Below are 26,603 nucleotides of genomic sequence, written 5' to 3' on the forward strand. Positions count from 1 at the left end.
CGGCTCAGTCTGCGCCCCCGCCGGCCCATTCGGCCAGGGCCGGCAGGTCCGGCCGCTGCCGCAACGCGTCCAGCACCACATGCACCGCCGCGCGGGTCGGGGAGCCGCGCCGCACCACCGCCGCGATCGTCCGTGTCACCGGCGTGGCCAGCTCCCGCGTCGACACGTGGTAGCGGCGGTCCACCGCCAACCCCGGCAGCAGCGCGATCGACAACCCGGCCTCCACGTGCTGCAGCGTCATCAAGTAGTTGCTGAAGCGGCACACCACCCGCGGCTCGAACCCCGACTCGCGGCACAGGCGCAGCGTCAGGTTCGCCATGTACGACTGCGGTGCATCCAGCGCCCACGGCTCGTCCGCGTACGCCGAAAGCACGGCCGGGCCTCGCGGGGCGTCACCCGAGGAAACGAGCACGATCGGGTCCGTGGCCAGCGGGACGATGTCGAGGTCCGGGCCCAGCGGCTGCTCGACGAAGTCGGTCGTCGTGAGGATCACGTCCGCGTCGCCGCCGCGCAGGGCCGGGATGCTCGCGTGGGGCTCGAGCTCCAGCAGCTCGACCTCCAGGTGCGGGTGCGCGGCCGCGAGGCGGGTCACCGCCGGGACCGCCATCGTGTGGATCGCGCTCTGGAACGCTCCCAGCCGGACCTGGCCGACCGGCTCCTCGCCGAGGGTGCGCAGCTCCGCCTCGACCGTGTCCATGTGGTCGAGGATCGCTCGCGCGCGCCGGGCCAGCATCAGGCCCGCCGGCGTCAGGCGGACCCGGCGGCCCGTGCGTTCCAGCAGCTGGGTGCGGGTTTCCGCCTCGAGCACCGCCAGCTGCTGCGAGACACTCGACGCGCTCAGGTTGGCGTCCTGCGCGACCGCGCGGACCGTGCCCAGGGTGTCGAGGCGGCTCAGCAGCCGCAGGCGCCACGGGTTCAGCATGACGCCCATTCTTGTACGGCAGAACCGAACACCAAAGCCGGAATCGTGAGCTGGACGTGACGCTCGGCGTCGACCTACCGTCGAGCCCATGAACCCCACCGCCACGTTCTGGGCCGACGCCGACCGGCACCTCGTGCGCTACGGCGGCGCCTTCACGCGCGAAATCATCGACCACGCCGAAGGCAGCTTCGTCTTCACCGAGGACGGCCGCCGGATCCTCGACTTCACCTCCGGCCAGATGAGCGCGATCCTCGGGCACTCGCACCCGGAGATCGTCGAGACCGTCCGGCGGCAGGTCGGGCGGCTGGACCACCTGTTCAGCGGCATGCTGAGCCGCCCGGTCGTCGACCTCGCCCGGCGGCTGGCCGGCACGCTCCCGGCGCCGCTGGAGAAGGCGCTGCTGCTGACCACGGGCGCCGAGTCGAACGAGGCGGCCGTCCGGCTGGCCAAGCTCGTCACCGGCAAGCACGAGATCGTCTCGTTCGCCCGCTCGTGGCACGGCATGACGCAGGCCGCGGCGAGCGCCACCTACAGCGCCGGCCGCCGCGGGTACGGGCCCGCCGCGCCGGGCAACTTCGCGATCCCCGCGCCCCACTCCTACCGGCCGGACTTCACCGACGCCGAGGGCAACCTCGACTGGCGGCGTCAGCTCGACTTCGGCTTCGACCTGATCGACGCGCAGTCGGTCGGCAGCCTGGCCGCGTGCCTGGTCGAGCCGATCCTGAGCTCCGGCGGCATCATCGAGCCGCCGCCCGGCTACTTCGCGGCGTTGCAGGAGAAGTGCCGCGAGCGCGGCATGCTGCTGATCCTCGACGAGGCCCAGACCGGGCTCTGCCGCACCGGCACGTGGTACGCGTTCGAGCGTGACGGCGTGGTCCCCGACATCCTGACGCTCTCCAAGACCCTCGGCGCCGGGCTCCCGCTGGCCGCGGTGCTGACCAGCGCGGAGATCGAGCAGGAAGCGCACGACCGCGGCTTCCTGTTCTTCACCACGCACGTCGCGGACCCCCTCCCGGCGGCGGTCGGCAACACGGTCCTCGACGTGCTGATCCGCGACCGCCTCGACGAGCGCGCGCTCGAGCTGGGCGGCGTGCTGCGCCGGGGCCTGGAGCAGCTCGCGGAGTACCACGACGTCGTCGGTGACATCCGCGGCCGCGGCCTGCTGGCCGGTCTGGAGCTGGTGGTGGACCGCGACACCAAGCAGGGCTCGGACGAGCTGGGCGCCCACGTCACGCGGCGCTGCCTCGAGCTGGGCCTGCACATGAACATCGTCCAGCTGCCGGGAATGGGCGGAGTGTTCCGCATCGCCCCGCCGTTGACGGCGACCGAAGAAGAGATTTCGCTGGGGTTGTCGATCCTCAACGACGCCATCGGGGACGCCGTCAAAGCGCTCTGAACGACGAAGGCCTCCTTGCCGGCCCGGGGAGCCGGCAAGGAGGCCGTCATTCACAACGACGTCAGAAGCCCGCCGTCACCTTCGTGAAATCCCAGTCGTTCTGCGCGATGCCGCTGCACGCCGACTGCACACCGCCGCCGGGGCAGCCGCGGTCGCGGTTGACCGACCAGAACGCCAGGCGGCCGATCTTGTTCGACTTGGCCCAGTTCGTGATCTGGGTCCAGGTCGACAGATCCGTCAGCTCCTGCTGGTCGGACAGCCCGTTCATGCCCGAGATGCCCAGGTGGCTGTACGCCGTGGCGTCGTTCCACCCGAACGTCGACTTCAGCTTGTCCCGCAAGCCGTTCGCCGCGCTCGTCGTGCTGGCGTACATGTTCGAGCCGCCGCCGAAGTCGAACGGCATGATCGTGAACACGTCCACGTTCGCGCCGAGGGCCTTCGACTGGTCGATGAGCCGGTTGCCGTAGTAGTTCGGGCCGGTCGTCGACGTGCCGAACGTCAGGATGGTCTGCACGCCCGGGTTGTTCTGCTTGACGATCTTCAGCGCGCCCAGGATCCGGTCCTGCACGGCCTCGTTCTCGAACTCGTCGGAGTTCTCGATGTCGATGTCGATCGCCTTGAGCCCGTACGCGTTGATCACCTGCTGGTAGGCGCCGGCCAGCGCGGCCGACGTCGAGCAGTTCGGGCCGAGCTTGTTGCCGCTCCAGCCGCCGAACGACGGGACGACCTGGCCGCCCGCCGCCTTGATCTGCGCGATCGCGTTGGCGTCCGCGCTGCCCGAAAGCGGACGGCTGCTGTCCCACGCCGGGTTGCAGCCACCGGAGGCGTTGATGAACGCCATGGTGAACCACTTGACGCCGGTCGCGTTCATCACCGTCTGCGGGTTCGGCGGGCTGCCCCAGCCCATGTACAGGTACGGCGCGCCCTTGCCGCCGGTGCCCGGCGGCGGGGTGGTCGTGGGCGGGGGTGTCGTCGTAGGCGGCGGTGTGGTCGTGGTGGGAGGTGTCCCCCCGGCCGCACACGACCCACCGTTGAGCTTGCAGTTCGACGGCGCGACGTACGAACCCGAGTACGTCACGTTGAAGCCGAAGCTCGCGCTACCGCCGTTGCCGACGTTGCCGTTCCAGGTGTTCTTGACCGTGACGTGCTGGCCGGCCGCGGTGTAGCTGCCGTCCCACAGCGAAGCGATCTTCGCGCCGCCCGGCAGGTCGAACTCGACGGTCCACGAGGTGAGCGTCGAGCCCGAGCCGTTGGCGATCGTGTACTTGCCCTCGTACCCGGTGCCCCAGTCGGAGCCCTTCGAGAAGGTCGCGGACACGCCGCCCGCCGCGTTCGCCGGAGCGATCACGAACATCGCACCGATCGTGGCGGCCGCGGCCGCCAGCCCGAGCGCCGGCAACCACCGGCGCTTCACGACAGGCCGTTCTTCATCGCGGTGATGAGCTCGCCGTTGCTCGTGTCACCGGTCAGCTCCCAGAAGAACGCGCCGCCGAGACCCTGCTGCTTGGCGTAGGACATCTTGCCGCCGATGGTGCCCGGGGTGTCGTAGCTCCACCAGTTGCTGCCGCACTTCGCGTAGGCGGTGCCGGCGAACGTGCCGGTCGACGGGCAGGAGTTCTTCAGGACCTTGTAGTCCTCGATACCCTGCTCGTACGTGCCCGGCGCGGGGCCGGTCGCGGTGCCACCCGGCGTGCTCTGCGTGACGCCGGTCCAGCCACGGCCGTAGAAGCCGATGCCCAGCAACAGCTTGCTCGACGGGACGCCCTTGCTCTTCAGCTTCTGGATCGCCGCGTCGGAGTAGAAGCCCGGCGTCGGGATGCCGGTGAAGTTGGTCAGCGGCGAGTGCGGGGCCGTCGGACCCTGCGGCGCCCAGGCGCCGAAGTAGTCGTAGGTCATGACGTTGAACCAGTCGAGGTACGGCGCGGCACCGGCGTAGTCGGCGACGTCCAGCTTGCCGCCGTTGCTGCCGTCCGCCGAGATGGCCGAGGTGACCAGGAACGACGAGCCGAACTTCGAGCGCAGCGCGGACATCAGGTTCTTGTACGAGTTGGCGCCGCTGGAGTCACAGCTCAGGCCGCACGCGTTCGGGTACTCCCAGTCGATGTCGATGCCGTCCCAGATGTCGGCCCAGCGCGGGTCCTTCAGCAGGTTGTAGCAGGACTGCGCGAACGCGGCCGGGTTCTGCGCGGCCTGGCCGAAGCCACCGGAGTACGTCCAGCCGCCGAACGACCAGATGACCTTGAGGCCCGGGTGCATCTTCTTCAGCTTGCGCAGCTGGTTGAAGTTGCCCGCGACCGGCTGGTCCCAGGTGTCGGCGACACCGTCGACGCTGCCCGCGGCGTCGTAGGTCTTCTGGTAGTCGGCGTACGGGTCGTCGTTGGCGGTGCACGAGCCGTTCGTGACGTTGCCGAACGAGTAGTTGATGTGCGTCAGCTTGTTCGCCGAACCCGACGTCTCGATGTTCTTGACGTGGTAGTTGCGGCCGTAGACGCCCCACTGCACGAAGTAGCCGACGTTCTTCAGGCCGCCCTGCGGGGGCGGGGTGGTGGTCGTCGTCGGCGGCGTGGTGGGCGTGGTCGGGGTGGTGGTCGGCTGCGTCGGAGTGGTCGGCGTGGTGGTCGGGGTGCCACCGCCAGCGTCGCAGGAGCCGCCGTTCAGCCGGCAGTTGGAGGGGGCGGCGAAGGCGCCCGAGTAGGAGACGTTGAAGCCGAAGCTGGCGCTGCCGCCGTTGCCGACGTTGCCGTTCCAGGTGTTCTTGACCGTGACGTGCTGGCCGGCGGCGGTGTAGCTGCCATCCCACAGCGAAGCGATCTTCGCGCCGGACGGGAGGTCGAACTCGACCGTCCAGCTGGGCAGCGCCGAACCGGAGCCGTTGGCGATCGTGTACTTGCCTTCGTAGCCGGTGCCCCAGTCGGAGCCCTTGGTGAAGCTCGCGCTGACACCACCGGCGGCACTCGCCGGCACGGTGACGAGCCCGATCGCGATCGCGCCGACCGCGGTGAAGAGACCGAGGAGGTGCCATCTCTTTCTGGACATAACTCTCCCTTGAGCCAGGTACAGGCCGACGCGCACCAGGGGGGACCAAGACGGTGATTTGCGCCGTTTGCGAAGACGTTACGTGGTCCAGACCAATTATGGAAGCACGAGTACAGAGAGTGCCGAAGGCGCCGGACCGGTTGCGGAATTGGCGAGTTGACTGGTCCAGTCCAGTTACACAAAGCAGCCGAACCAAGGGGTGCGGAAGACACCGTCGCATCCCTTCGCCGGGTCCGCGCGACGCGGAAAGCCCGACCTGGAGCACAGATCGCGACCATTCGCAGCATTCTTGTGACCCAGTTCATCGCCCGCGCCAGGTGACGTTCGTCATTGATCCCCCAACTGGGGTAAAGCAATGTTAAAGCCTGGCCAATTAGGCCGTTTGGCCCAATGCTTTACCCATTACCGCGCGGTAACCCCTTTGGACACACCGACGGAAGGACTCACCATGGGTATCTCGGACATCGTTTACGCAGCCGCCGACATCGCCTACTTCGCGATCCACAGCGTCGGCAACCTGGTCCACTTCCTGGTGGGCTGACCAGGTTCCGCAGTGGACTGTCCGCGAATGCAAGCAGGGCCTCGTTTCCTGTCGGAAACGAGGCCCTGCTCGGTACTGCTGTCTCAACCAGACGTGCGCCCGAAGGGATTCGAACCCCTGACCTTCTGATCCGTAGTCAGATGCTCTATCCAGCTGAGCTACGGGCGCGTGTTCAGTTGTAACCTAGCACCCGGCGAACCGGGCACCAGCGGAGGCTCCGGGATTTGAACCCGGGAGGGGGGGTTACCCCCAACCGCATTAGCAGTGCGGCGCCATAGACCAGACTAGGCGAAGCCTCCTGGGCCCAACGACCACTGCTCAGATAGGTTACACACCCCCCGGACCACCTCCGAAGGCACCCCCCTCACGCTCGGCGCAGCAGTCTGAGCAGGCGCGGAGATCGTCCGCCGAGCCCCTCGGCCTCGAACGTCGCGATGCCGACGCGCGGGAGTTCGCGGACGCCCGGGTACACCAGGTACCTCGGCACCCAGCGCGGCTGGAACTTGGCGTTGAAGCGGTACAGCGTCTCGATCTGGATCCAGCGCGAGAAGAAGTGGAGCACCTTCGCGGACATGCGCGCGACCGGGCCGGCGCCGATGCGCCGGCCCTGCTCCATCAGGGCTCTGAACGCCGCGAAGTTCAGGGACACCTGCTCGACGTCGTGGCGGCGGGCGGCCAGCAGGAGCTCCGAGATCATCAGCTCGTTGACACCGTTGTCGGCCGTGCGGTCGCGGCGCATGACGTCCAGCGAGAGGCCCTTCGAGCCCCACGGCACGAACTGGAGCAGCCCGCGGACCCGGCCACCCTGCTCGGCCGTCACCAGCACCGATCCCGTGTCGCCCATGCGCCCCAGCGCCATCGAGAAACCACGCTCGGTGTCCGTGCCGCGCCAGTTCGCGGCCAGGGCCTCCAGCTCGGCCAGCTCGCCCGGGCGCAGGTCCTCCGTGCGGCGCACCAGCACCTTGTAGCCCGCGCGCTTGGTGCGCGCCGCGGCCTGGCGGACGCCGCGCATGGTGCGGCCGTCCAGGGTGAAGTCCTCGACGTCGACGACGGCTTCGTCGCCGATCTCCAGCACCTCCAGGCCGAACCGGGCCCAGACCGTCGCGCCGAGCTCGGAGACACCCATCGCCGCCGGGACCCAGCCGTTGCGGCGGCAGACCTCGAGGTACTCCTCGATCGCGCCCGGCCACGCCTCGTGGTCACCGAGCGGGTCGGCCGAGCAGAGCGCCACCCCGGCGATCACGCGGTAGGTGACCGCGGCCTTGCCGGTGCGGGAGAACACCGCGAACTTGTCGCGGCGCAGCGCGAAGTACCCGAGGGAGTCACGCTCGCCGTGCTCGTCCAGGAGCTTGCGCAGGCGTGTGACCTCGTCGTCGGTCAGCCGCGGCGCCGGCTCGGCCGAGCGCAGCAGGAAGTACGCCGACACCAGGACGGCGGCGAGGCCGAACAGCAGCCCGACGGCGGCCGTCATGTCCTCCAGCCACATCTGGTGGAAGACCGCGGGCCCGCTCGCCCCGACGAGCGCGAGCGCGGACTCCGCCAGCCGGTCCGGGAAGCTCAGTGGCTCCAGCACGGCGTGCGACGCCACGGACAGCAGGATGACGTTGATCACGAACCCGGCCAGCACCAGCTGCAGGAACACGCGCACCGCGCGCCAGCGTCCGACCACCGGGTCCGGCTTCGCGACGAAGTAACGGCGGTTCGCGATCAGGCCCACCAGCAGCACGACCGACACCAGCCCGGCGCCGAAGACGTGCCGCAGGCCCAGGTGCGACACCGTGAGCAGCACCGTCGCGCCGACCGCGAGCTGCCACGCCCGGCGCTTGCGACGCCGCAGGCCGGCGGCCAGCAGCACCAGCAGCACGCCCGTGACCAGCGCGATCGTCGCCGCGGCGACGGTGGCGTCCTGCGGCAGCTCCAGCCACTCCGACAGGCGCCCGCGCAGGTTCCGGCGCCCGGCCGGCACCAGGACCGACACGAGCGTCATCAGTCCGGCCAGCCGGGTCACCCAGGTGATCACCCCCACGGTGGTGGCCCCCGCCACCCGCCAGGTGGTCTGCGCGCGTGTCCCCGTCACCACCTGTGCAACCCGTTGCAGGCGATCATGCTTCCCCCATCTACCCCCCGGCGAGCTCCACGAACGGCGTCAGCGCCGCCGGGTTGGCCAGCGCGTCGCGGCTGACGGCCCGGTCGGGAGCCACACCGGCGAGGATCTTCTTCACCGGTACCTCACACTTCTTACCGTTCAAGGTACGAGGAATCTCGGAAACCACGACGAACCGATCGGGTACATGGCGCGGTGACAGGGCGCTACGGAGCTCCTTCCGCAGCGTCGGCTCGATGTCTTCGATCTTGACGCCGTCCGCGAGCACCACGAAGCAGATCAGCTGACCGTCTTCGTTCCCGGCCGCCGAGGTGTCCACGACCAGGGAGTCCGCGATCTCGTCGTACCCCTCGACGACCCGGTAGAACTCCGCCGTGCCCATCCGGACGCCGCCCCGGTTGAGCGTCGAGTCGCTGCGGCCGTAGATGACCGCCGAGCCGCGGCTGGTGATCCGGATCCAGTCGCCGTGGCGCCACAGCCCCGGGTACATCTCGAAGTACGCCTCACGCAGGCGCGAGCCGTCGGGGTCGTTCCAGAAGAACACCGGCATCGACGGCATCGGCTTGGTGATCACCAGCTCGCCGACCTGCTCGACGACGGCGTTGCCGGCCTCGTCGAACGCGGTGACCGCGGCGCCCAGCGCCGGGCAGGAGAGCTCACCCAGCCAGACCGGCACGTCGGGCGCGGACGCGACGAACGCCGCGCACAGGTCGGTGCCGCCGGAGACCGAGCAGATCTGCACCTTCGGGCCGATCTCGTTCACGATCCACCGGAACCCCTCGACGCTCAGCGGCGCGCCGGTCGAGCCCAGCGCGCGCAACGCCGTCAGGTCGTAGCGCTCGGCGGGCTTGATGCCCTTCTTCAGGCAGCTCTGGATGTACGGCGCCGACGTGCCGAAGTAGGTGACGCGGTGCTGCTCGGCCAGGTGCCAGAGCGCGTTCAGGTCCGGGAAGCCCGGGTTGCCGTCGTAGAGCACGATCGTCGTGCCGACCAGCAGGCCGGAGATGAGGAAGTTCCACATCATCCAGCCGGTGGTGCTGAACCAGAAGAACCGGTCGCCGGGCCCGAGGTCGGTCTGCAGCGCGAGGGCCTTGAGGTGCTCCAGCGTGATGCCGCCGTGGCCGTGGACGATGCCCTTCGGCAGGCCCGTGGTGCCGGACGAGTAGAGCACCCACAGCGGGTGCGCGAACTCGACCGGCTCGAACAGCAGCGGCGCGCCCTCGTGCTTCGCGAGCAGCTCGGCCCAGTCGTGCGCGCCCTCGAGCCGGCCCTCGCCGACGTACTCGACGACCACGGTCGCGGCCAGCGACGGCAGCTTCTCCCGCAGGTCGGCGACCGTCGTCCGGATGTCGAACTGGCGGCCGTTGTACGCGTAGGCGTTGACCGCGAAGAACAGCTTCGGCTCGATCTGGACGAACCGGTCGGCGACCGCGCGGACGCCGAAGTCGGGCGAGCACGACGACCAGACCGCGCCGATGCTCGCCGCCGCGAGGAACGCGACCAGCGTCTGCGGGCAGTTCGGCGCCAGCGCGACCACCCGGTCACCCTTGCCGACGCCCAGCTCGAGGAACGCCGCCCGGGCCGCCGCGACCTGCGCGCGAAGCTCGCCGTACGTCAGCTGGTCCGCGAAGCCGTCTTCGCGGTGGAAGATCACCGCAGTCTCGTCGTCACCCTTCGCGGCGCCCGCGACGCCGGGGGTGAGCGCGTGCTCGGCGTAGTTCAGGGTGCCGCCCTGGAACCAGACGGCGTTCGGCATCTCGCCCGCGAGCACCTCGCCCGGCTGGTCGTGCCAGCGGACGCCGAGGAAGTCCGCGACCGCCTGCCAGAAGTCCGGGCCGCGGTCGACGGAGAACTCCCAGAGCGAGCGGTAGTCGTCCACCTCGACCCCGCGCTCGGCCCGCAGCCACTGGCGGAAGGCTTCGATCTTCGTGTCGGCAACGTGGCTCGGCTCGGGGCGCCAGAGCACTTCGGGGGCGTCGGCGGTGTGCGTCACGCCCCGAGCCTAATCCCTCGGATCACGAAGTCACTGTGGTCGAAACCGACACTCGGCCCGCCCCGGGTGTGGCGGGCGCCGACATCACCGCAGGTGCGCGTCGAACCAGTTGAGCGTGCGCTGCCAGGCCTCGGCGGCCGCGCCGGGGTCGGCGTCGAAGCGGTGGTTCGCACCCGGGTAGTGGACGACGTTCGTGGCGACCTTCGCCGACGCCGCGGCGTCACGCAGCCGCTCCACCTCGGCGCCGCCGGCCTCGTCACCGGCGTCGCCGTACATGCCGAGCCACGGGCTGGTGAGCCGACCGGCAATCTCGACCAGCGCCGGCAGCTCCGCGACCTGCTGCCCGCCGACGCTGACGGCGGCCCCGAGCCTGCGGTGCGAGGCGACCACGAGCGCCGCGGTGCCGCCGAGGTCGAAGCCCATGACGCCGAGCAGGTCGGCCTGGACACCGCGTTCGACGAGCCAGGCGAGTGTGATGTCCGTCGCGTCAAGGAGGTCCTGCTGGGTCAGCTGGTCGTTCTCGAGGTGCGGGGTGACGGTCAGCCAGCCTTCGAGGGCGAGGCTCGCGAGCAGCAGTTTCACACCGTCGGTGACGCCGTCCGCTTCGTGCAGCACCACCAGGCCACCGCGTAGCGCGCCCTCGGGTTCCGAAAAGGTCAGGCGGAGGGCACGGCCGTCGGTGCGCTGGTAGTCCACGGTGCTGGTCGACGTCATTGCGTCACTCAATCACTTCGAGGTGAACGGAAGGAACCCAGTGTCGCAGGTAACTGCACCGGCAACCGTTTGAAGGGACTCGCGTGGTGGCGGCCGGAAAAGATACGGTGACGGGGTTGTCCCGTTCAACCGGAGGAGCGCCGAAGATGTCGTCCGTGTCCCCGCGTGCCGATCTCGAATCGTTGCCGAAATACATCCCCGGCCGGACGATCGAAGGCGCCATCAAGCTGGCGAGCAATGAGGTGCCCGGCGGTGCGCTGCCGAGCGTCGCCCGCGCCATCGCCGAAGCCGCCGCGGGAGTCAACCGGTACCCGGACACCGGCTCGCAGCTGCTGCGCGAGCGGCTGGCGCGCGAGCTGGACGTGCCGGTCGAGCGCGTCGCGATCGGCTGCGGCTCGGTTTCGCTGTGCCAGCAGACGATCCAGGCCGCGTGCGCGCCCGGCGACGAGGTCATCTTCGGCTGGCGGTCGTTCGAGGCCTACCCGATCGTGACGCAGGTGGCGCACGCCGTCTCCGTCAAGGTGCCGATCACCGAAGGCCAGGAGCTCGACCTCGACGCGATGCTCGCGGCGATCACCGACCGGACGCGCATCGTCTTCGTCTGCAACCCCAACAACCCCACCGGGACGGCGGTCCGCCGCGCCGAGCTCGAGCGCTTCCTGGACGCGGTCCCGCAGCGCGTGCTGGTCGTGCTGGACGAGGCGTACAAGGAGTTCGTCACCGACCCGGAAGTTCCCGACGGCATCGAGTACACCCGCACGCGCCCGAACGTCATGGTGCTTCGCACGTTCTCGAAGGCGTACGGGCTCGCGGGCCTTCGAGTCGGTTACGCCGTCGCGCCGGAAGCGGTCGCCGACGCGCTTCGCCAGGTGTACGTGGCCTTCTCGGTGAACATGCTCGCGCAGGTCGCCGCGCTGGCGTCGCTCGACGCGGCGGACGAGCTCCTGGCGCGCTGCCAGGAGATCATCGCCGAACGCGGGCGGGTGCGCGACGAGCTGATCGCCGCCGGGTACCGGGTGCCGGAGACGCAGGCGAACTTCGTCTGGCTGCCGCTCGGGGACCAGGCCGTGCCGTTCGCCGAGCACGCGCTGGACCGCAAGCTGGTGGTGCGGCCGTTCGCCGGTGACGGCGTGCGCGTGACCATCGGGACCCGCGACGAGAACGACCTCTTCCTGGCCGCCGCGCGGGAATTCAGTCGCTGAACTGCTTGACCACCAGCTGGATCACGGCGGCGACGCCGATCACCACGATCACGCCGCGCAGCACCGCCGGCGGCAGCTTCCGGCCGATCTTCGCGCCGAGGAAGCCGCCGGCGGTCGAGCCGACGGCCAGCCACAGCACGACGGGCCAGCTGATCGGCGCGACGAACGCGTAGATCACCCCGGCCACGACGTTGACGACGGCGGCGAGGACGTTCTTGACGCCGTTGAGCTTCTGCAGCGGTTCCGACAGCAGCATCCCCATCACGGCCATCAGCATCACGCCCTGCGCGGCGGTGAAGTACCCGCCGTAGATGCCGATGAGGAAGATGAAGAACATCAGCAGCGGCCCGGCTTTGTGCTCTTCGCCGTTGTCCTCGCGGCGCTTCGCGACCCACTTCGAGACGCGCGGCTGCACGATCACGAGGATCACGGCCAGCCCCACGAGCACCGGGACCACGGCCTCGAAGGCGTCCTTCGGCAGCGACAGCAGCAGGATGGTGCCGCCGATGGCGCCGAGGAACGACGCGACGGCGAACTTGGCGGTCTGCCGCCAGTAGCCGGTGAGCTCGTGCCGGTAACCCCAGGCGCCGCTGAGGGTGCCGGGCGCGAGCCCGATCGCGTTGGACGTCGTCGCCGTCACCGGCGGGTACCCCAGCGCGACCAGGACGGGAAAGGTCACGAGGGTCCCCGACCCGACCACGGCGTTGATGGTGCCGGCCCAGATCCCGGCGACCACGATGATCACCGCGTGCCACCACGTCATGAAGCGCTCACGTGCGGAGCCTAAGCATGGTGGGCCACTCCCGCGACGCGGATGTGTCTGGTCAGACACTTCCGTCGGTTAGATCAGGGCGCGGAACTCGCCGAAGAGCGCGACCACGTCGTTGAAGGCGGCGGAGCAGCCCTTCCCGCCGGCGCCGCCGTCGCTGGTGAACCACTCTTCGCACCCCTGCAGGACATCCGCCTGCTTGCCGGTTTCGTCGAGCTTCTCGAGCGCCGCGGCGAAGCGGGACGCGTCGGGATCGGCCTTGATCTTGGCCTGCGCCTCGGCGACGCCCGTGCGCACGGCGGCCACGGAGTGGTAGCAGTGGGACAGGTCCGGCACGCAGGAGAGCAGCACACTGCCGATCGCGTCCAGCTTCGTGACTTCCGCTTCCCCGAGGACGGTCGCCAAGGATCGTGCGGTCATCGGCGCTGCCGAGGTCGGCGGCGCGGGTGGTGGCGGTGCGGGTGCCGGTTCCTGGGCACCGCCGCACGCGGCGAGCAGGAGTCCGAGTGCCCCGATCCCGGCAAGGCGCAGGTTGGTCACGTCGCTCCCCTCGGCCGTCGAGTGGCAACGGTACGGCCGGAACTCGGGGACCGGTCCCGGTCACGGCGGCGTGAAGACGCAGAACTCGTTGCCTTCCGGATCGGCCATCACCTCCCACTCGAGGTCGCCGCCGCGCGGCCGGACCAGCGTCGCGCCGAGTTCCGCCAGCTCCGCCGGGTCGCCGAAGACGTCCAGGTGCATGCGGTTCTTGACCGTCTTCGCCTCGGGCACCGGGTTGACCCAGATGAGCGGCCCTTTCCCCGCCGGGTCGACGATCGGGACGGGCCAGTCTTCCGGGCGCTCGTCGCCGGTGAGGGAGTCACGGCGGACGTAGCCCATCGCCCGGCACCACCAGTCGGCCAGGGCCTGGTGGTCGGTCGCGTCCAGTGCGAGGTCCTTGAAGCGTGCGGTCACGGCGCTCCTTCCGGTACGTGCGCGGGGACGACTTCGGACGCCACCCGCCAGCCCAGCGCGCCGTACAGCTCACTCCCGGCGGCCGATGCCAGCAGGACGCTCGACCGCGCCCTCGCGGCGACGCCCAGCCGGTGCATCACCACCCGGCCGAGCCCTCGGCGCCGGTGTTCGGGCTCCGTGACGATCCGGTCGAACACCGCCACCCCCGAATCCACCGCGACCCAGCCGCGGGCCGCCGGCTCGCCCGAAGCGGTCACCGCCACCTCCCACACCGGGCCTTCGCCACTGACCGTCACCGCGTAGGGCGCCGGGACCTCGGCGGGCGGACAGACGCCGTCGAACGTCATCAGGTACTCCGTCTCCCCCACCTCCCACTCCGCTGTCAGGCCCTCGACCACCGCGGGACGCGCGCCGCACGTCTTCAGCCACGTGCCCGGCGCCGCCACCGTCCGCGCCCGCGAAGCCACCGCCGACGGTGACCGCAGCAGGTAGCGGACTCGGTGCCACGGCAAGCCGACGTCGACGCGGTAGCCGTCCGGCTCCTCGACCGGCGGTGGAGTCGCCCGCGACACCGCCCAGCCGCGCACCCACGCCCCCAAGATGTCCATGCCGGTGATCATGGCAGCCACCCCCGACAGTTTCCGGAGCTGAGAAGATGGACGCCGTGGACACCGAGCAGGTCTGGAGCGCGACCGTCGACCGGCTGCGGTCGCTGATCGACTCCGGGAAGCTGCCGCCGGGCGCGCGGCTGCCCGCCGAACGCGTCCTGTGCGAGGACCTCGGCATCAGCCGCGGGTCGCTGCGGCAGGCGCTGCGCGTGCTCGACTCGATCGGCTACGTCCGGATCCGCGCCGGCTCCGGCACCTACGTCCGTGAGCAGCAGGAACAGCCGTTGCGCACCTGGTTCACCGAGCACGACCAGCTCGTCGAGAAGCTCTTCGACCTGCGTGCGACCGTCGAGCCGACCCTCGCCGAACGGCTCGCCCGGCACGCCACCGCGAAGACCGTCAGCCGCCTCGAGGACAACGTCGACGAGATGGCGAAGGCGGCCGAGGACGGCGACATGCTGCACGTCATCGCCGCCGACGCCGAGTTCCACCGGGTGATCGCGCAGAACGCCGGCAACGACGACGTCGCCGGGCTGCTGCGGTCGGTGCTCGCCCTGGTCGGCGAGGAGCGGCGGCTGGCGCTGCGGCTGCCCGGCCAGATCCGCAAGGCCGTCGACGAGCACCGCGCGATCCTCGACGCCATCCGCCGGTCCGACCCGGCCGCGGCCCGCGAGCTGACCCTCAAGCACCTGGTCGACGCCAAGACGTACGCGCACGACTTCGCCGCGGAGGAGCGCTGATGGAGAAGGTGCACTTCACCGAAGAGAAGGCCACGATGCTGGCCACGCTCTACGGCCGCGCGCTCGACAGCCGCGAGGCCGACCCCGTGCTCGGCGACCACGCCGCCGACGAAGCCGTCCGCCGGATCGACTACGACTTCGCCCAGCTCGGCATCACCCGCGACAGCGCGGTGAGCGTCGTCCTGCGGGCGAAGCCGATCGACGCGTGGGCCGCCGACTACCTCGCGAAGCACCCGGACGCGATCGTGCTGCACCTGGGCTGCGGTATTGACACCCGGTTCCAGCGCCTCGCCCCGCCGGAGACCGTGCACTGGTACGACGTCGACTACCCCGAGGTCGTCGAGCTGCGCGAGAAGCTCTTCGCGCCGGCGCCAAACCACACGAACATCGGCACGTCGGTGACCGACTTCGCGTGGCTCGACCAGGTGCCGTCGGACCGGCCGGCGCTGATCGTCGCCGAGGGCCTGACCATGTACCTGGACCCGGAGAAGGGCCACGAGCTGATCCGGCGCCTGGTCGCCAAGTTCCCGTCCGGCGAGCTGGTCTGCGACGTCTTCAACCGGCTCGGCATCAAGGCGCAGAAGCTCAACACCCCCGTGCGCCGTGTGGGCGCGACCCTGCACTGGGGTGTGAACGACCCGCACGAGCTGGAGCGCGACGGCCTCACGATGGTGTCCTCTTTGGACGCCGCGCACTGGTCGACCCCGGAGGTCATGGCCCGGCTGCGGCCGTTCACCCGGTTCCAGCTCCGGCTGGTGAAGTACGTGCCACCGCTGGCGAAGATGGCGCACATCGTGCGGTACCGCTTCTAACGAGACTCAAGCACCCGCGCGACGAACTTGTGCACCCGCTCCTCGAGGCGCGCGAGACGCTGTTCGAGCGTCAAGGTCTCGTGCGGCTGGGGCACGTCGGACTTCAGCTCCCCGCGGACGTACTGGTTGCACCCCAGGTTCCCGCAGGCGTAGATGCCCAGCGTGTTGCCTTCGCGGCCGAGCTTCCCGGCGCGCCTGCCCGAGAACAGCGTGATGTCGGCAAGGCCGTGGGTCGTGGTGCAGAAGCCGCAGATGTTGCTGCGCAGCCGGGACTTTGGCGCGGGAGCGGCCCGCAGGGCGAGCCCGACCACTTCGCCGCCGTAGGGCAGCACGAGGTAGGCGCGCCCGGGCGCCTTCGGGTCACGCCAGCCGAGGAACTGCCGCCGCTCCCACGGGATCTCTTCGGGCCGGGCCGGCAGCGTCACCCCCTTGGCCTCGCCGCGGGTGCAGTTGACGAACGAGGCCCGGATCTCCTCCTGGCCGAGTGACTCCATGATCCGCACGGTAACCACCGGCCACCGGCGGTGGCCACGGATTTTCGGCCGTACGATCAACGCCGTGCGCAAGATCGCCGTGAAGAACTTCCGGGTGGTGTTGCGCACCAGCCTGGGCTTCGCCGGGCTCGGCGTCGGCTCCAGTGTGGCCGGCTCCGGGGTGGTCGCGCTGCTGCTCGTGCTGCAGGGCCTGCCGAAGGACGTCGGCGAGCGGGGGTGGGTGCTCGGCCTGACCGCGGGCGGCATCGTCGTCGTGTCGCTGCTGGCCGGGACGCTGTGGACCGCGTGGCTGCAGCGCCGCACCGCGGTCTGGTTCGTGCTCGGGCGGCCGCCGTCGGAAAGCGAGGCGAAGCGCGCGCTGCGGCTGCCGGTCGACATGGCCGTGGTCAGCGGCACCCTCTGGCTGATCGGAACGCTCGTGCTCGCCGTCCTGGCCGGCGTGCTCGGCTCGGGTGAGGACGCCGCCGGCATGGCGACCGTCATCGGGCTCGGCGGGCTCACCACCGTCGGCCTCACCTACCTCGCGGCCGAGTGGGTGGCGCGGCCGGTGATGACGATCGCGCTCGGGATCCTGCCGCCGCGGGGCTCGCTGCCGGTCACCGTGCTGACCCGGCTGGTCGTCACCTGGGCGCTGGCCAGCGGGGTCCCGTTCGTCGGCGTGCTGCTCGTCGCCACCCCGCCGGACCTCGGCGCCGGCAACCCCACCGCGAGCCTGGTCATGCTGTCGGTGATCGGCCTGGTGGTCGGCGCGATCGGCACGGCGCTGCTGGCCAGGGCGGTTGCGGCGCCGCTGCACCGGCTGCGGGTCGCGCTCGACCGGATCGCGCGCGGCGACACCACCGTCGCGGTCGACGTCGACGACTCCAGCGAGATCGGCCTGCTCCAGACGTCGGTGAACCAGCTCGCGTCCGGGCTGCGCGAGCAGGCGCGGATGCGGGACCTCTTCGGACGGCACGTCGGCGCCGACGTCGCCCGGCACGCCCTGGAGTACGGCGCCTCCCTGTCCGGCGACGTCCGCGAAGTGACGGCGTTGTTCGTCGACGTCGTCGACTCGACCGCGCTGGCCTACCGCACCCCGCCGGAGGAGCTGGTCGGGAAGCTGAACCGGCTGTTCGCCGCCGTCGTCTCCGCGGTCGACGCGCGCGGCGGGCTGGTCAACAAGTTCCAGGGGGACGCCGCGCTGTGCATCTTCGGCGCCCCGACACGGCTCGCGGACGCGCCCACCGTCGCGCTGGCCGCCGCCCGCGCGATCCGGGACGCCGTGCGTGACGCGGGTGAGCTCGACCTCGGCATCGGCGTCTCGACCGGCCCGGTGTTCGCCGGGCAGCTGGGCAGCAGTAGCCGGCTCGAGTACACCGTGATCGGCGACGCGGTCAACGAGGCCGCGCGGCTCACCGAGCTGGCCAAGGCGACGCCGTCACGAATCCTCGCGAGTGACGCCGTCGTCTCCTCGGCCCTGCCCAGCGAAGCCGCGCACTGGGTGAAGCACGGCGAGCTGGAGCTGCGCGGCCGCCAGGCGGCGACGCCGACCTGGACCGCGGAACCTCAGGCCGGCTGACCCAGGTCCGGCCAGGTCAGCACGGTCGAGCCCCAGGTCAGGCCCGCGCCGAACGCGCTGAGCAGGACCCGGTTGCCGGGGGTGAGGGTGCCGTCGCGCCGGGCGTCGTCCAGCGCGAGCGGGATCGACGCGGCGCTGGTGTTGCCGACGCGGTCGATGTTGGCGACCACGGCGTCGGCCGGCATGCCGAGCTGCTTGGCCGTCGCCTGCAGGATCCGGATGTTCGCCTGGTGCCCGACGAACCGGTCGACGTCGCCGACCATCCAGCCCGCCCGCTCCAGCACGGTGCGGGACGACTCGGCCATGCGCGCGCAGGCGTGCCGGAACACCGCGGTGCCCTGCATCGCGAGGAAGCGGTCACCCGGGTCGTCGGAGAGCCGCTTGCGCGCGCCGCCGGCCTCGACCCACAGCAGCTCGGCGTGCTCACCCTCGCTGTGCAGGTCGAACGGCCCGAACGCGCCGGGCTCGCCGGCGTCCCCGGCCCGCAGCAGGACCGCGCCGGCGCCGTCGCCGAAGATCGGCACGGTGGTGCGGTCGGCGGGGTCGATGAGCGTGGTGAAGGTGTCGGCGCCGATCACGAGCACGCGCTCGGCGAGGCCGCCAGCGATGAACCCGGCGGCGGTCGCCAGCGCGTAGACGAAGCCGCTGCACACGGCGTTGACGTCGAACGCCGCGGCCGTGCCGAGCCCGAGCCGGGCGGCGACCTGCGGTGCGCTGGCCGGGCAGGGCTGGTCGGGCGTGGAGGTGGCGAGGACGACCATGTCGGCGCCGGTGCCGGCGGACGCCAGCGCCCGGCGACCGGCCCCGGCCGCGAGGTCCACTGTGGACTCGCCGGGCCCGGCGACACGGCGTTCGCGGATGCCCGTGCGGGTCCGGATCCACTCGTCCGAGGTGTCGAGCCGGGCGGCGATCTCGTGGTTGTCCAGGACTTTTGTCGGCAACCACGAGCCGAGACCGGTCAGCACGGCGGCAGGTGCGGGCACGGGAGAGCCTCCCCACGCCGGCGGGTTGGCGGAGCGACCGGCTGGTCTTCCACTTGTATGGGCTACCCCCTGGTAGACCGGTCAGTTGTGTTCCAGCTCACTCAGAAAGTTGTTTCATCTTCCCCTCGTACGGAGTAGTGAGCGGCGTCACGGCCGAGTGAGCCGACGGCGAACTCGCGGCAAATCGTCGGGGGTCCCCGTTAGCCTGCTGGGGTGCAGACTCCCGACCTCGACCAGCTCGACATCGCCATCCTCGCCTGCCTCCAGGCGGACGCCCGCACGATCGCCGAGACGATCGGCGCGAAGGTCGGGTTGTCGGCCGCGGCGGTGCAGCGGCGGATCAAGCGGCTGCGGGAGGCGGGCGTGATCGAGCGCGAGGTCGCGGTGCTGTCCCCGCAGGCGCTCGGGCTGAGCATGACCTTCGTCGTCATGGTCGAGATGGAGCGCGAGAACCTCGCGGTGCTGGACGCGTTCCGCCGCCAGATCCTCGCCGACGACTGCGTGCAGCAGTGTTACTACGTCACCGGCAACGCCGACTTCGTGCTGATCGTGACGTGCCCGGACATGAGCGGCTTCGAGGCCTTCACCCGGCGGATGTTCTTCGACAACCCGAACGTCCGGCACTTCACCACGAGCGTCGCGATGGACCGGGTGAAAGTGGGGCTCAACCTGCCGCTGGGCCCGTAGGCGACCGCGCGGGCGGGTCGCGGCGATAGTCTGGAGCGCTGCCTTTCCGGGGGGAAGCATGCTTCGACATCGCCGGGTCTTCCTGGCCGCCACCCTGATCGACGCGCTCGGCAGCGGGCTGTGGGTGCCCTTCGCGCTGCTGTTCCTGGTGCACGGCCAGGGCATGGGCCTGCTCGACGCGGGGACGTCGCTGAGCACCGGCGCGCTGCTCGCGCTCGTCAGCGGGCCGGCGACCGGCGCCGCCATGGACCGGTTCGGGCCGCGGGCGCTGCTCGTCGCCGGGAACCTCGTGCGGATCGCGGCCTTCTGCGCCTACCCACTGGTCCACACCAGCTGGCAGGTGATCGTGGTTTCGGTGGTCGCCGGCTTCGGCGACCGGCTGTTCTGGACGTGCAACGCACCGATGGTCGCGCGGCTCACGTCCGGGAGCGAAACGGACCGGATGCTGGCGGCGCAGACGGTGGGGCGCTTCGCCGGCGCGGGGGTCGGGGCGGCGGCGACCGCGGTGCTGCCGACCATCACGAGCCCCTGGGCGTTCCACTTGCTCGCGTACGTGAACGCGGCGAGCTTCGCGGTCGCGGCCGTCCTGATCGGCTCCCTCCCGGAGCTTTCACGTGAAAGCTCCCACCTGGGGCCCGAGCTTTCACGTGAAAGCTCGGGGTGGCGGGCGGTGCTCGGGGACCGGCCGTTCACCGGGTTCTGCGTCACCCACATGGCTTTCACGCTCGCCAGCGCGAGCAAGTTCGCGGTGCTGCCGATCGTCGTGCGCGACCTGCTGCACGGTCCACAGTGGATCGCCGGGACCGCGATCACGCTCGGCACCGTGGTCGTCGTCACCACGCAGCGCCCGATCGTCACGCTGCTGGCCGGCCGCAGCCGGACGACGGTGCTCATCGGCTCCGCCGTCCTCTTCGCGGTTTCCTTCACTCTGCTCGTCCCGTTGGAAATCGTCCCCCTGCCCGTGGCCACCGGGCTGATCCTCCTGACGAGCCTCGGCTTCTCGGTCGCGGAGACGATGTTCGGGCCGACGGGCACCGCCACGGCGGCCGCGGCCGCCCCCCGCGGCGCCGAGGGGCGTGCCAGCTCGGTCTTCCAGCTGTCCTGGGGCCTGCCGGTCGCCCTCGCGCCGGGCCTGCTGGCCGCCCTGCTCAGCGTCGGCAACGCGCTCACGTGGTCCGTACTGGCCCTGACCTGCGCGGGAGCCGTCCCGGCGCTGCTCGTGCTGCGGAGAAAGCTGCCGGACGCGCTGCGCGAGCCGTCACCACCTGTCGCCGGCTGAGTGCAAGGGGTATGTGCCCGGCGTTACACCACAATGGACGGATGCAACCGATCAAGTGAACGTGAGAGTTTCTCCGTCATGACGATCGGCCCTGGTCATCTCCTAGCCGAACAGTTCGCGCCGCGCGAACCGCCACCGGACTCCAGGAGGGGCCATGCACACCGACGCCGTTCACCAGAGCCAGTTCGTGGTGCTGAACGAGAGCACCACGCCCGTCCTCTCACGCCTCTCCTACCACGCGCACGAGCCGTTCGCGGTCACCGTCGCGTTCCGGACCGAGCGCGGCCGGTGGATCGAATGGACCTTCGCGCGTGACCTCCTCGTGGCCGGGCTCGACGAGCCGGCCGGCCTCGGCGACGTCCGGGTCCGCCCGGACCTGTCCGAGGACGAAGACTTCCTCACCCTCGAAATCGAGTCACCGGACGGCTATGCGTCGTTCGAGCTCGAGGTCGAGGACGTCCGGTCGTTCCTCGACGCGTCCTGCGAACTGGTGCCGCTCGGCGAAGAGAGCGCGCACTTCGACGTCGACGGGCTGATCGAGGAGATCAGCAACGTCTGACCCCTGAACCTCCCATTCCCGCGGCGAGGACAAGGGCGGGTTTCGAGTGCGCTGGAGGCACTCGAAACCCGCCCTTCGCTGTTTCGCGGGTCAGCTGGTCTTCAGGGTGGTGCCGGTGCCGGAGAGCGCGCCGGCGATCGGGTAGAAGTAGGTCACGGACGTGTTGCCGCCGGACAGGATGCCCTGCGCCGAGTTGCCGCTGATGAAGCCGCCGCCCGAGTCACCGGCCGCCGAGCGGACGTTGGTCGCGGTCATGCCGTTGACCGTGCCTTCGGCGTAGCGGACGCTCTGGTTCTTGGCGCCGATTGTGCCGCAGGTCCAGCCGGTGGTCGAGCCGGCCTTGCAGACCGAGGTGCCGGTCGCCGCGTTCGACTGCCCGCGCACGGCGGTCCCGTTGTTCATCTGCGCGACGGGGGTCCAGCTGCTGTTGGTCCGGACCGCCGCGTAGTCGACACCCGGGAACCGGTAGGTGATCCAGCTGCCGAGCGCCGCGCCGTTGGACCCGGTCAGCGAGCCGCCGCCGGTGAGCGCGCCACAGTGCCCGGCGGTGACGAAGCCGGTCGTGGTCGAGAACCCGACCGAGCACCGCGACGAGCCGCCGATGTAGTAGGCGTCACCACCGCGGATGTTGGCGTGCAGGGCCGGTTTCGCGGCCGCGTCGAGAATCGTTACCGACGACTTGTCCACACCGGACCGCGTGAGGAACGCGTCGGCGGCGGCGCGCTGCCCCGACAGGACGGAGAGCGTGACGCGGTTGGTGACGGAGTCCACCCCCCAGCCGGTGATCGCGTACGGCGCCGAGCTGTCGAGGGCCGTGAACTTGTCCACAGTGGAGTCGAGCTGGCGGGCGCTGAACTTCACGACCTCCGCCTCGGCCCCGGACGCCTGGATCTTCGCGACCTCGGCGGCGTTCGTCGTCTGGATGTGCGCCTTGCCCGTGGCGGCGTTGTAGGTGGCGCCACCGAACGCGTCGCCGAGCGTCGCGCTGACGGCTTCGGTGACCTTGTTCGCGACGTCCTCGCTCTTCAGCCGCGTCAGCACCTGGTCGTGGGTCAGGCCCAGGTCCCGCTGCATGGCGGGGACGATGTCCGGGTTCAGCAGGTCCTGGCCGGACGCGGGCACGGCGAGCGCGGTGAGCGCGCCGGTCGCCATGACCGCGGTGGCAGCGGCACCGAGAAGTCTCGCGATCTTCATGCTTCTCCCTAGCTGGTTACGCGCGGCTCCGCACCGGCCACGCAGTGGTACTCCCCCGGGTGAGGGTCCCCGCAGTGGGCGTTACGGTGCAATCCGGGCGCCCGGCGAATGGGTATACGCATTCACTCCGGACGAATCCCCTGCTCCAAGCGGTCCCCACCGTGGGTTGTCACCCGGTCGGACAGGTCCTTAAGTAGGGTTTCCGGACACTACTTTCGGTAGCCGACGCTCACCCCTGAACGCGTTAAGCACGACCGGAACGGGCAAAACGCCGAAGTTTCCCCCGCGCCGTGGCCCGGGACCGGTGAATCCCGCGGCAAACCGGTGACAGCCGGTAGGCAGACGTGTGAGGGCGGTGTCGGCCACCTATTCGGTTAATGGTTTACGGACCGATCAACGCTGCTTAGGCTCCCGCGCACAGCCCCCGGTGTGCGTCGAGGAGGTCGTATGTGGTTGACGGCTCCCCGCGCGACCACGGTCTCCGTCCGGTCGGGACCCGCCCGGCTGACCGGCCGGGACACCGAGCTCGACGCCATCGTGGACGTGCTCCGGCGGCGCCCGGCCGCGGTGCTGATCGAGGGTGAGCCCGGCATGGGCCGCACCCGGTTGCTGGCCGAGATCGGGCGCCGCAAGGAGTTCGAAGGCAGCCGGGTGCTCACCGGCGCCTGCCAGCCGCTGCGGGAACCGTTTCCCTACGGACCCGTCCTGGAAGCGCTTCGCGCGGTGGGCGACGAGCCGCTCGGGCCGCTCAGCCCGGTCGCCGGGGTGCTGCGGCCGTTGCTGCCGGAGCTGGCGGAAGCGCTTCCCCCGCGGCCCGAGCCGCTGGCCGACCCGGTCGCCGAGCGCCACCGCGTCTTCCGCGCGGTGCGGGAGCTGCTGCGGGCGTGCGGGCCCGCGCTCGTGCTGATCGACGACCTCCAGTGGGCCGACGAGGACACCCGCGATCTCATGCGGTTCCTCGCCGGCTCGATGCCGCCGGAGCTGGCGGTCGTCGCCACCTACCGGTCCGCCACCGACGTCCGCCCAGGCCCGCTCGGCGCCCCCTTCCGAACCGACCCGGCGGTCCACTCCGCGCGGGTCGCGCTGGGCGCGCTCGACGTCACGGCCGTGCGCCGGCTCGCCGTCGACCTCCTCGACGTGCCGCGGGTCACCGACGAGTTCGCGGCGAAGCTGCACGAGTGCACCGCCGGGATCCCGTTCGTGGTCGAGGAAACCCTCCGAGCGCTGCGGGAAGCGGCCGAGCGGCTGCCGGTCGGGGAAGTGCTCTCCGACCGCCTGCTGGAGAACCTCGAAGTCCCGGTGCTGCTGCGGGAAGCCGTCACCGAACGTCTCGCGACGCTGCCCGAGCCCGCGGTGCGGCTGGCCGGGGCGGCCGCGGTGCTCGGCGTCGGCGCCGAGGCCGCCGTGCTCGGCGAGCTGGCCGGGCTGCCGGACGACGTCCTCCGCACCGCGCTGCTCGCCGCGTTGTCCGGCGGGGTGCTCGGCGAAGTCGGCGACGGCCGGTACGGTTTCCGGCATCCGTTGGCACGCAAGGCCGTCTACGACATGGTGACCGGACCCGAGCGTGCGTTGCTGCACGCGCAGGCGATCCGCGTGCTCGCCGCCCTGCCGTCGCCGCCGCTCACGCTGCTGGCCCGGCACTCGCGCGCAGCCGGCCGCGTCGACCAGTGGCGGCACTACGCCGAAGCCGCCGCCGACGAGGCGATCACCCGCGGCGAGACGTCCCGCGCGATCGACCTCCTGCAGTCGGTGCTGGCCGAACCCGGCCCGGCGCAGGCCGACATCGGGCGGGTCGCCGGCAAGCTGAGCCAGGTCGCGCTGCGCGGCTTCCGCCCGGACGTGCTCGGCACGCTGGAACGTGTCCTCGAAGAGGTGACGCTGCCGGCGTCGGTCCGCGGCTCGATCCGGCTGAGCCTCGGCATGCTCCTGGTCCGGACCATCGGCGGGCTCGGCCGCGGCCGGCTGGAGGTCGAGCGCGCGATCGGCGAGCTGACCGACCGGCCCGACCTCGCCGCCCGCGGGATCACGCTGCTCGCCCAGCCGATCGACGGGCTGACGCCGTTGTCGTGGCACGAAGGCTGGCGCGCTCGCGCAGGTGAGGTCTACGAACGGCTCGACGACCCCGAGCTGCGGCTCGCGCTGACCGCCGACCGCATCGCGGCCGCGTCGCACGTCGGCGACGGCTCGGCGTGGACGGAGTTCGAAGCGCTTTCCGACACCGTCGGCACGGTCGCCGAGCGCGTCCAGCTGGCCCGGCTGTGGTGCAACCTCGCCGACGGGCAGGCCTGGGCCGGCTACCTGGACCGCGCGGAGCGGCTGGTGACCGAAGGCGTCCGGCGCGCGACCGACGCGGGCGCGTTGTACGCGATCGGCCTGATCCAGGGCACCCGCGTCCGGCTGGACTGGGTGCGCGGGCGCTGGTCCGGGCTCGCCGAAGCCGCCGAGCAGCTGCGGGACAGCTATCCGGAGCTCGGCCCGATCGTCATGGAGTCGTCGCTGGTGCTCGGCGGGCTCGCGGCCGTGCGCGGCGAGTTCGCCGCGGCCCAACGGCACCTGACGGCGGCGAGCGTGCACGCGCCGGACCGCGGGCCGATCCCGGTGGTGCTGTCGGCGGCCGGGGTGCTGATCACGGTGCTGCTGGCGACCGACGACGTCGACGGCGCGTGTGCGGTGGCCGACACCGCGGTGGCCGCGGCCGGCCGCAAGGGCGTCTGGATCTGGGGCGCGGCGCTGGTTCCGGCGGCGGCCCAGGCGTACGCGCGGGCCGGGCGCTGGCCGGAGGCGGACAACGTCGTCGAGGCGTTCGCCCGCGGCATCGAGGGCCGGGACGCGCCGGTGGCCACGGCGGCCCTGGTGGCGGGCCGGGCGGTGCTGCTGGAGGCACGCGGCAAGCACCTCGCGGCGGCCGCGCTGTTCGACGAAGCCGCGTCGGGTTACGTGGCACTGCCGATGCCGTACCCGGCGACGGCGATGCGGGAGCGGGCCGCGATGTGCCGGCTCGCCGCGGGCAACCGCGACGCGGTCGAGGAGCTGACAGCGGCGGCCGAGGCGTACGAGCAGCTGGGCGCGACGCGGGATGCGGGACGGTGCCGTCACCAGCTGCGTGAACACGGCGCCTGGGCGCCGTCGCAACGCGGGCGGCGCGGATACGGGAGTGAGCTGTCGCCGCGGGAACGCGAAGTGGCGCGGATGCTCGCGGAGGGCCGGACGAACAGGGAGATCGCGGACGGGCTGTTCCTCTCGCCGCGAACGGTGGAGCAGCACGTGGCGAAGGTGCTGCGGAAGCTCGGCGCGCGCTCGCGAACGGACGTCGCGCGCAAGCTGCCCGGCGAAGTCACCACCGCACCGGCTGGCTAGCCGGCCGAGGGCGTCCTACGTTGGGCCGGTGACTGAAGAGGCACTTCCCGCCTGGCGCCGGCGGACCTCCGGGGAGACGCGCTGGCCCGCCATGGGCGTGGTCGTCGCCACGCTCGTGCTGCAGGTCGTCCTGCCCGACGACATGGCGCTGCACCCGCAGTGGCTGCTGCCCGCCGTCTCCGCGCTGCTCGTGGTCGCGCTGCTGCTGGTCAACCCGGGTCCGATGACGGAGTTCAGCGCGGTCGAGCGGGTGATCTCGCTGCTGCTCGTCGCGGCGGTGACCGCGGTGAACGCCGGGTCCGCCGTCACGCTCGTCTACAGCATCGCGACCGGCTCCATCGGCGACCGCGCCGGGGCCGTGCTGGTCACCGGCGGGATCGTCTACTGGACGAACATCGTCGCGTTCTCCCTCTGGTACTGGGAGTTCGACCGCGGCGGCCCGGGCAAGCGGGCTGCAGGCCGGGCGCAGTACCCCGACCTGCAGTTCCCGCAAATGGCCGACCCGGACCTGGCGCACCAGGACTGGGAACCGTCCTACCTGGACTACCTCTACTTCTCGTTCACGAACGCGGCCGCCTTCAGCCCCACCGACGTCATGCCCCTGCGGATCTGGGCGAAGATGACGATGATGCTGCAGGCGGCCATTTCGCTCATCCTCGCGGTGATGGTCGTCGCCTGGGCGATCAACAACCTGAAGTGAC

The 26,603-nt window shown here is 71.1% G+C and carries 23 protein-coding genes and 2 tRNA genes; 10 read left to right on the top strand and 15 right to left on the bottom strand.

Features of this window, described 5'->3' with window-relative positions:
* Window positions 1-4: 4 nt before the first annotated feature.
* Window positions 5-922, bottom strand: a complete 918-nt coding sequence (locus tag ACZ63E_RS40310; protein ID WP_465313665.1) for a LysR family transcriptional regulator — start codon at window positions 920-922, stop codon at window positions 5-7.
* 88 nt (window positions 923-1,010) lie between these two features.
* Between ACZ63E_RS40310 and ACZ63E_RS40315 the strand changes: the two genes are divergently transcribed.
* Window positions 1,011-2,318 carry an aspartate aminotransferase family protein gene (locus ACZ63E_RS40315; RefSeq protein WP_465341586.1) on the top strand — a complete coding sequence of 436 codons (1,308 nt, stop codon included), beginning with the start codon at window positions 1,011-1,013 and terminating at the stop codon, window positions 2,316-2,318.
* A 61-nt stretch (window positions 2,319-2,379) separates the two neighbouring features.
* On the opposite strand, the gene ACZ63E_RS40320 is transcribed toward ACZ63E_RS40315, so the two are convergent.
* From ACZ63E_RS40320 to ACZ63E_RS40350, 7 genes are all read right to left on the bottom strand, one after another.
* A complete protein-coding gene (locus ACZ63E_RS40320) occupies window positions 2,380-3,732 on the bottom strand; it encodes a cellulose binding domain-containing protein (RefSeq protein WP_465341587.1) in 1,353 nt (450 codons plus the stop codon).
* Window positions 3,729-5,354: a glycosyl hydrolase family 18 protein gene (locus tag ACZ63E_RS40325; protein WP_465341588.1), complete on the bottom strand. Its 1,626-nt coding sequence runs from the start codon at window positions 5,352-5,354 to the stop codon at window positions 3,729-3,731. The genes ACZ63E_RS40320 and ACZ63E_RS40325 overlap by 4 nt, the downstream gene beginning before the upstream one ends.
* A 635-nt stretch (window positions 5,355-5,989) precedes the next feature.
* Window positions 5,990-6,063: transfer RNA gene (locus ACZ63E_RS40330), tRNA-Arg, on the bottom strand.
* A 41-nt stretch (window positions 6,064-6,104) separates the two neighbouring features.
* Window positions 6,105-6,194: transfer RNA gene (locus tag ACZ63E_RS40335), tRNA-Ser, on the bottom strand.
* 65 nt (window positions 6,195-6,259) lie between these two features.
* Window positions 6,260-7,975, bottom strand: a complete 1,716-nt coding sequence (locus ACZ63E_RS40340; RefSeq protein WP_465341589.1) for a phosphatidylglycerol lysyltransferase domain-containing protein — start codon at window positions 7,973-7,975, stop codon at window positions 6,260-6,262.
* Window positions 7,976-8,012: 37 nt separating this feature from the next.
* On the bottom strand, window positions 8,013-9,992 hold the full coding sequence (locus ACZ63E_RS40345) for an acetoacetate--CoA ligase (protein WP_465341590.1): 1,980 nt from the start codon (window positions 9,990-9,992) through the stop codon (window positions 8,013-8,015).
* A gap of 84 nt (window positions 9,993-10,076) precedes the next feature.
* Window positions 10,077-10,706 carry a dienelactone hydrolase family protein gene (locus ACZ63E_RS40350; RefSeq protein ID WP_465341591.1) on the bottom strand — a complete coding sequence of 210 codons (630 nt, stop codon included), beginning with the start codon at window positions 10,704-10,706 and terminating at the stop codon, window positions 10,077-10,079.
* 146 nt (window positions 10,707-10,852) lie between these two features.
* On the opposite strand from ACZ63E_RS40350, the gene hisC reads away from it, so the two are divergent.
* Window positions 10,853-11,908 (top strand): histidinol-phosphate transaminase, encoded by a 1,056-nt coding sequence (gene hisC / locus ACZ63E_RS40355; protein WP_465341592.1) that lies wholly within the window; start codon window positions 10,853-10,855, stop codon window positions 11,906-11,908.
* Here the strand turns inward: hisC and ACZ63E_RS40360 are convergent.
* From ACZ63E_RS40360 to ACZ63E_RS40375, 4 genes are all read right to left on the bottom strand, one after another.
* Window positions 11,898-12,671: a sulfite exporter TauE/SafE family protein gene (locus tag ACZ63E_RS40360; RefSeq protein ID WP_465314082.1), complete on the bottom strand. Its 774-nt coding sequence runs from the start codon at window positions 12,669-12,671 to the stop codon at window positions 11,898-11,900. The genes hisC and ACZ63E_RS40360 overlap by 11 nt on opposite strands.
* Before the next feature lie 78 nt (window positions 12,672-12,749).
* Window positions 12,750-13,097 (bottom strand): hypothetical protein, encoded by a 348-nt coding sequence (locus tag ACZ63E_RS40365; RefSeq protein ID WP_465341593.1) that lies wholly within the window; start codon window positions 13,095-13,097, stop codon window positions 12,750-12,752.
* A 180-nt stretch (window positions 13,098-13,277) separates the two neighbouring features.
* Window positions 13,278-13,631, bottom strand: coding sequence for a VOC family protein (locus ACZ63E_RS40370; RefSeq protein ID WP_465341594.1), 354 nt, complete (start codon window positions 13,629-13,631; stop codon window positions 13,278-13,280).
* Window positions 13,628-14,239 (bottom strand): GNAT family N-acetyltransferase, encoded by a 612-nt coding sequence (locus ACZ63E_RS40375; RefSeq protein ID WP_465341595.1) that lies wholly within the window; start codon window positions 14,237-14,239, stop codon window positions 13,628-13,630. The genes ACZ63E_RS40370 and ACZ63E_RS40375 overlap by 4 nt, the downstream gene beginning before the upstream one ends.
* Window positions 14,240-14,295: 56 nt before the next feature.
* On the opposite strand from ACZ63E_RS40375, the gene ACZ63E_RS40380 reads away from it, so the two are divergent.
* Together ACZ63E_RS40380 and ACZ63E_RS40385 are read left to right on the top strand one after the other, a co-directional pair.
* Window positions 14,296-14,979, top strand: a complete 684-nt coding sequence (locus ACZ63E_RS40380) for a FadR/GntR family transcriptional regulator (RefSeq protein WP_465341738.1) — start codon at window positions 14,296-14,298, stop codon at window positions 14,977-14,979.
* Window positions 14,979-15,791 carry a class I SAM-dependent methyltransferase gene (locus ACZ63E_RS40385; protein ID WP_465341596.1) on the top strand — a complete coding sequence of 271 codons (813 nt, stop codon included), beginning with the start codon at window positions 14,979-14,981 and terminating at the stop codon, window positions 15,789-15,791. Before ACZ63E_RS40380 ends, ACZ63E_RS40385 begins: the two co-directional genes overlap by 1 nt.
* On the opposite strand, the gene ACZ63E_RS40390 is transcribed toward ACZ63E_RS40385, so the two are convergent.
* Window positions 15,788-16,285: an FBP domain-containing protein gene (locus ACZ63E_RS40390; RefSeq protein WP_465341597.1), complete on the bottom strand. Its 498-nt coding sequence runs from the start codon at window positions 16,283-16,285 to the stop codon at window positions 15,788-15,790. The genes ACZ63E_RS40385 and ACZ63E_RS40390 overlap by 4 nt on opposite strands.
* A gap of 64 nt (window positions 16,286-16,349) precedes the next feature.
* Between ACZ63E_RS40390 and ACZ63E_RS40395 the strand changes: the two genes are divergently transcribed.
* A complete protein-coding gene (locus ACZ63E_RS40395; RefSeq protein WP_465341598.1) occupies window positions 16,350-17,843 on the top strand; it encodes an adenylate/guanylate cyclase domain-containing protein in 1,494 nt (497 codons plus the stop codon).
* On the opposite strand, the gene ACZ63E_RS40400 is transcribed toward ACZ63E_RS40395, so the two are convergent.
* On the bottom strand, window positions 17,831-18,826 hold the full coding sequence (locus ACZ63E_RS40400) for a beta-ketoacyl-ACP synthase III (RefSeq protein WP_465341599.1): 996 nt from the start codon (window positions 18,824-18,826) through the stop codon (window positions 17,831-17,833). The genes ACZ63E_RS40395 and ACZ63E_RS40400 overlap by 13 nt on opposite strands.
* Window positions 18,827-19,039: 213 nt before the next feature.
* Between ACZ63E_RS40400 and ACZ63E_RS40405 the strand changes: the two genes are divergently transcribed.
* The 3 genes from ACZ63E_RS40405 (at window position 19,040) to ACZ63E_RS40415 (ending at window position 21,351) form a co-directional block, all read left to right on the top strand.
* Complete coding sequence (locus ACZ63E_RS40405; RefSeq protein WP_465314074.1) at window positions 19,040-19,513, top strand: Lrp/AsnC family transcriptional regulator; 474 nt, start codon at window positions 19,040-19,042, stop codon at window positions 19,511-19,513.
* Window positions 19,514-19,571: 58 nt separating this feature from the next.
* The gene (locus tag ACZ63E_RS40410) at window positions 19,572-20,792 is read left to right on the top strand and encodes an MFS transporter (protein ID WP_465341600.1); all 1,221 of its coding nucleotides are present in this window, start codon (window positions 19,572-19,574) and stop codon (window positions 20,790-20,792) included.
* 154 nt (window positions 20,793-20,946) lie between these two features.
* Window positions 20,947-21,351 (top strand): SsgA family sporulation/cell division regulator, encoded by a 405-nt coding sequence (locus tag ACZ63E_RS40415; RefSeq protein ID WP_465314072.1) that lies wholly within the window; start codon window positions 20,947-20,949, stop codon window positions 21,349-21,351.
* 90 nt (window positions 21,352-21,441) lie between these two features.
* Here the strand turns inward: ACZ63E_RS40415 and ACZ63E_RS40420 are convergent, their stop codons facing one another.
* On the bottom strand, window positions 21,442-22,545 hold the full coding sequence (locus ACZ63E_RS40420; protein WP_465341601.1) for a S1 family peptidase: 1,104 nt from the start codon (window positions 22,543-22,545) through the stop codon (window positions 21,442-21,444).
* A gap of 447 nt (window positions 22,546-22,992) precedes the next feature.
* Here ACZ63E_RS40420 and ACZ63E_RS40425 point away from each other — a divergent pair, with 447 nt between their 5' ends.
* Both ACZ63E_RS40425 and ACZ63E_RS40430 read left to right on the top strand, forming a co-directional pair.
* Window positions 22,993-25,902: an ATP-binding protein gene (locus ACZ63E_RS40425; RefSeq protein WP_465341602.1), complete on the top strand. Its 2,910-nt coding sequence runs from the start codon at window positions 22,993-22,995 to the stop codon at window positions 25,900-25,902.
* Window positions 25,903-25,993: 91 nt separating this feature from the next.
* The gene (locus tag ACZ63E_RS40430; RefSeq protein ID WP_465314091.1) at window positions 25,994-26,602 is read left to right on the top strand and encodes a hypothetical protein; all 609 of its coding nucleotides are present in this window, start codon (window positions 25,994-25,996) and stop codon (window positions 26,600-26,602) included.
* Window position 26,603: the final 1 nt, after the last annotated feature.

The organism is Amycolatopsis sp. NPDC104819 (assembly GCF_055583145.1).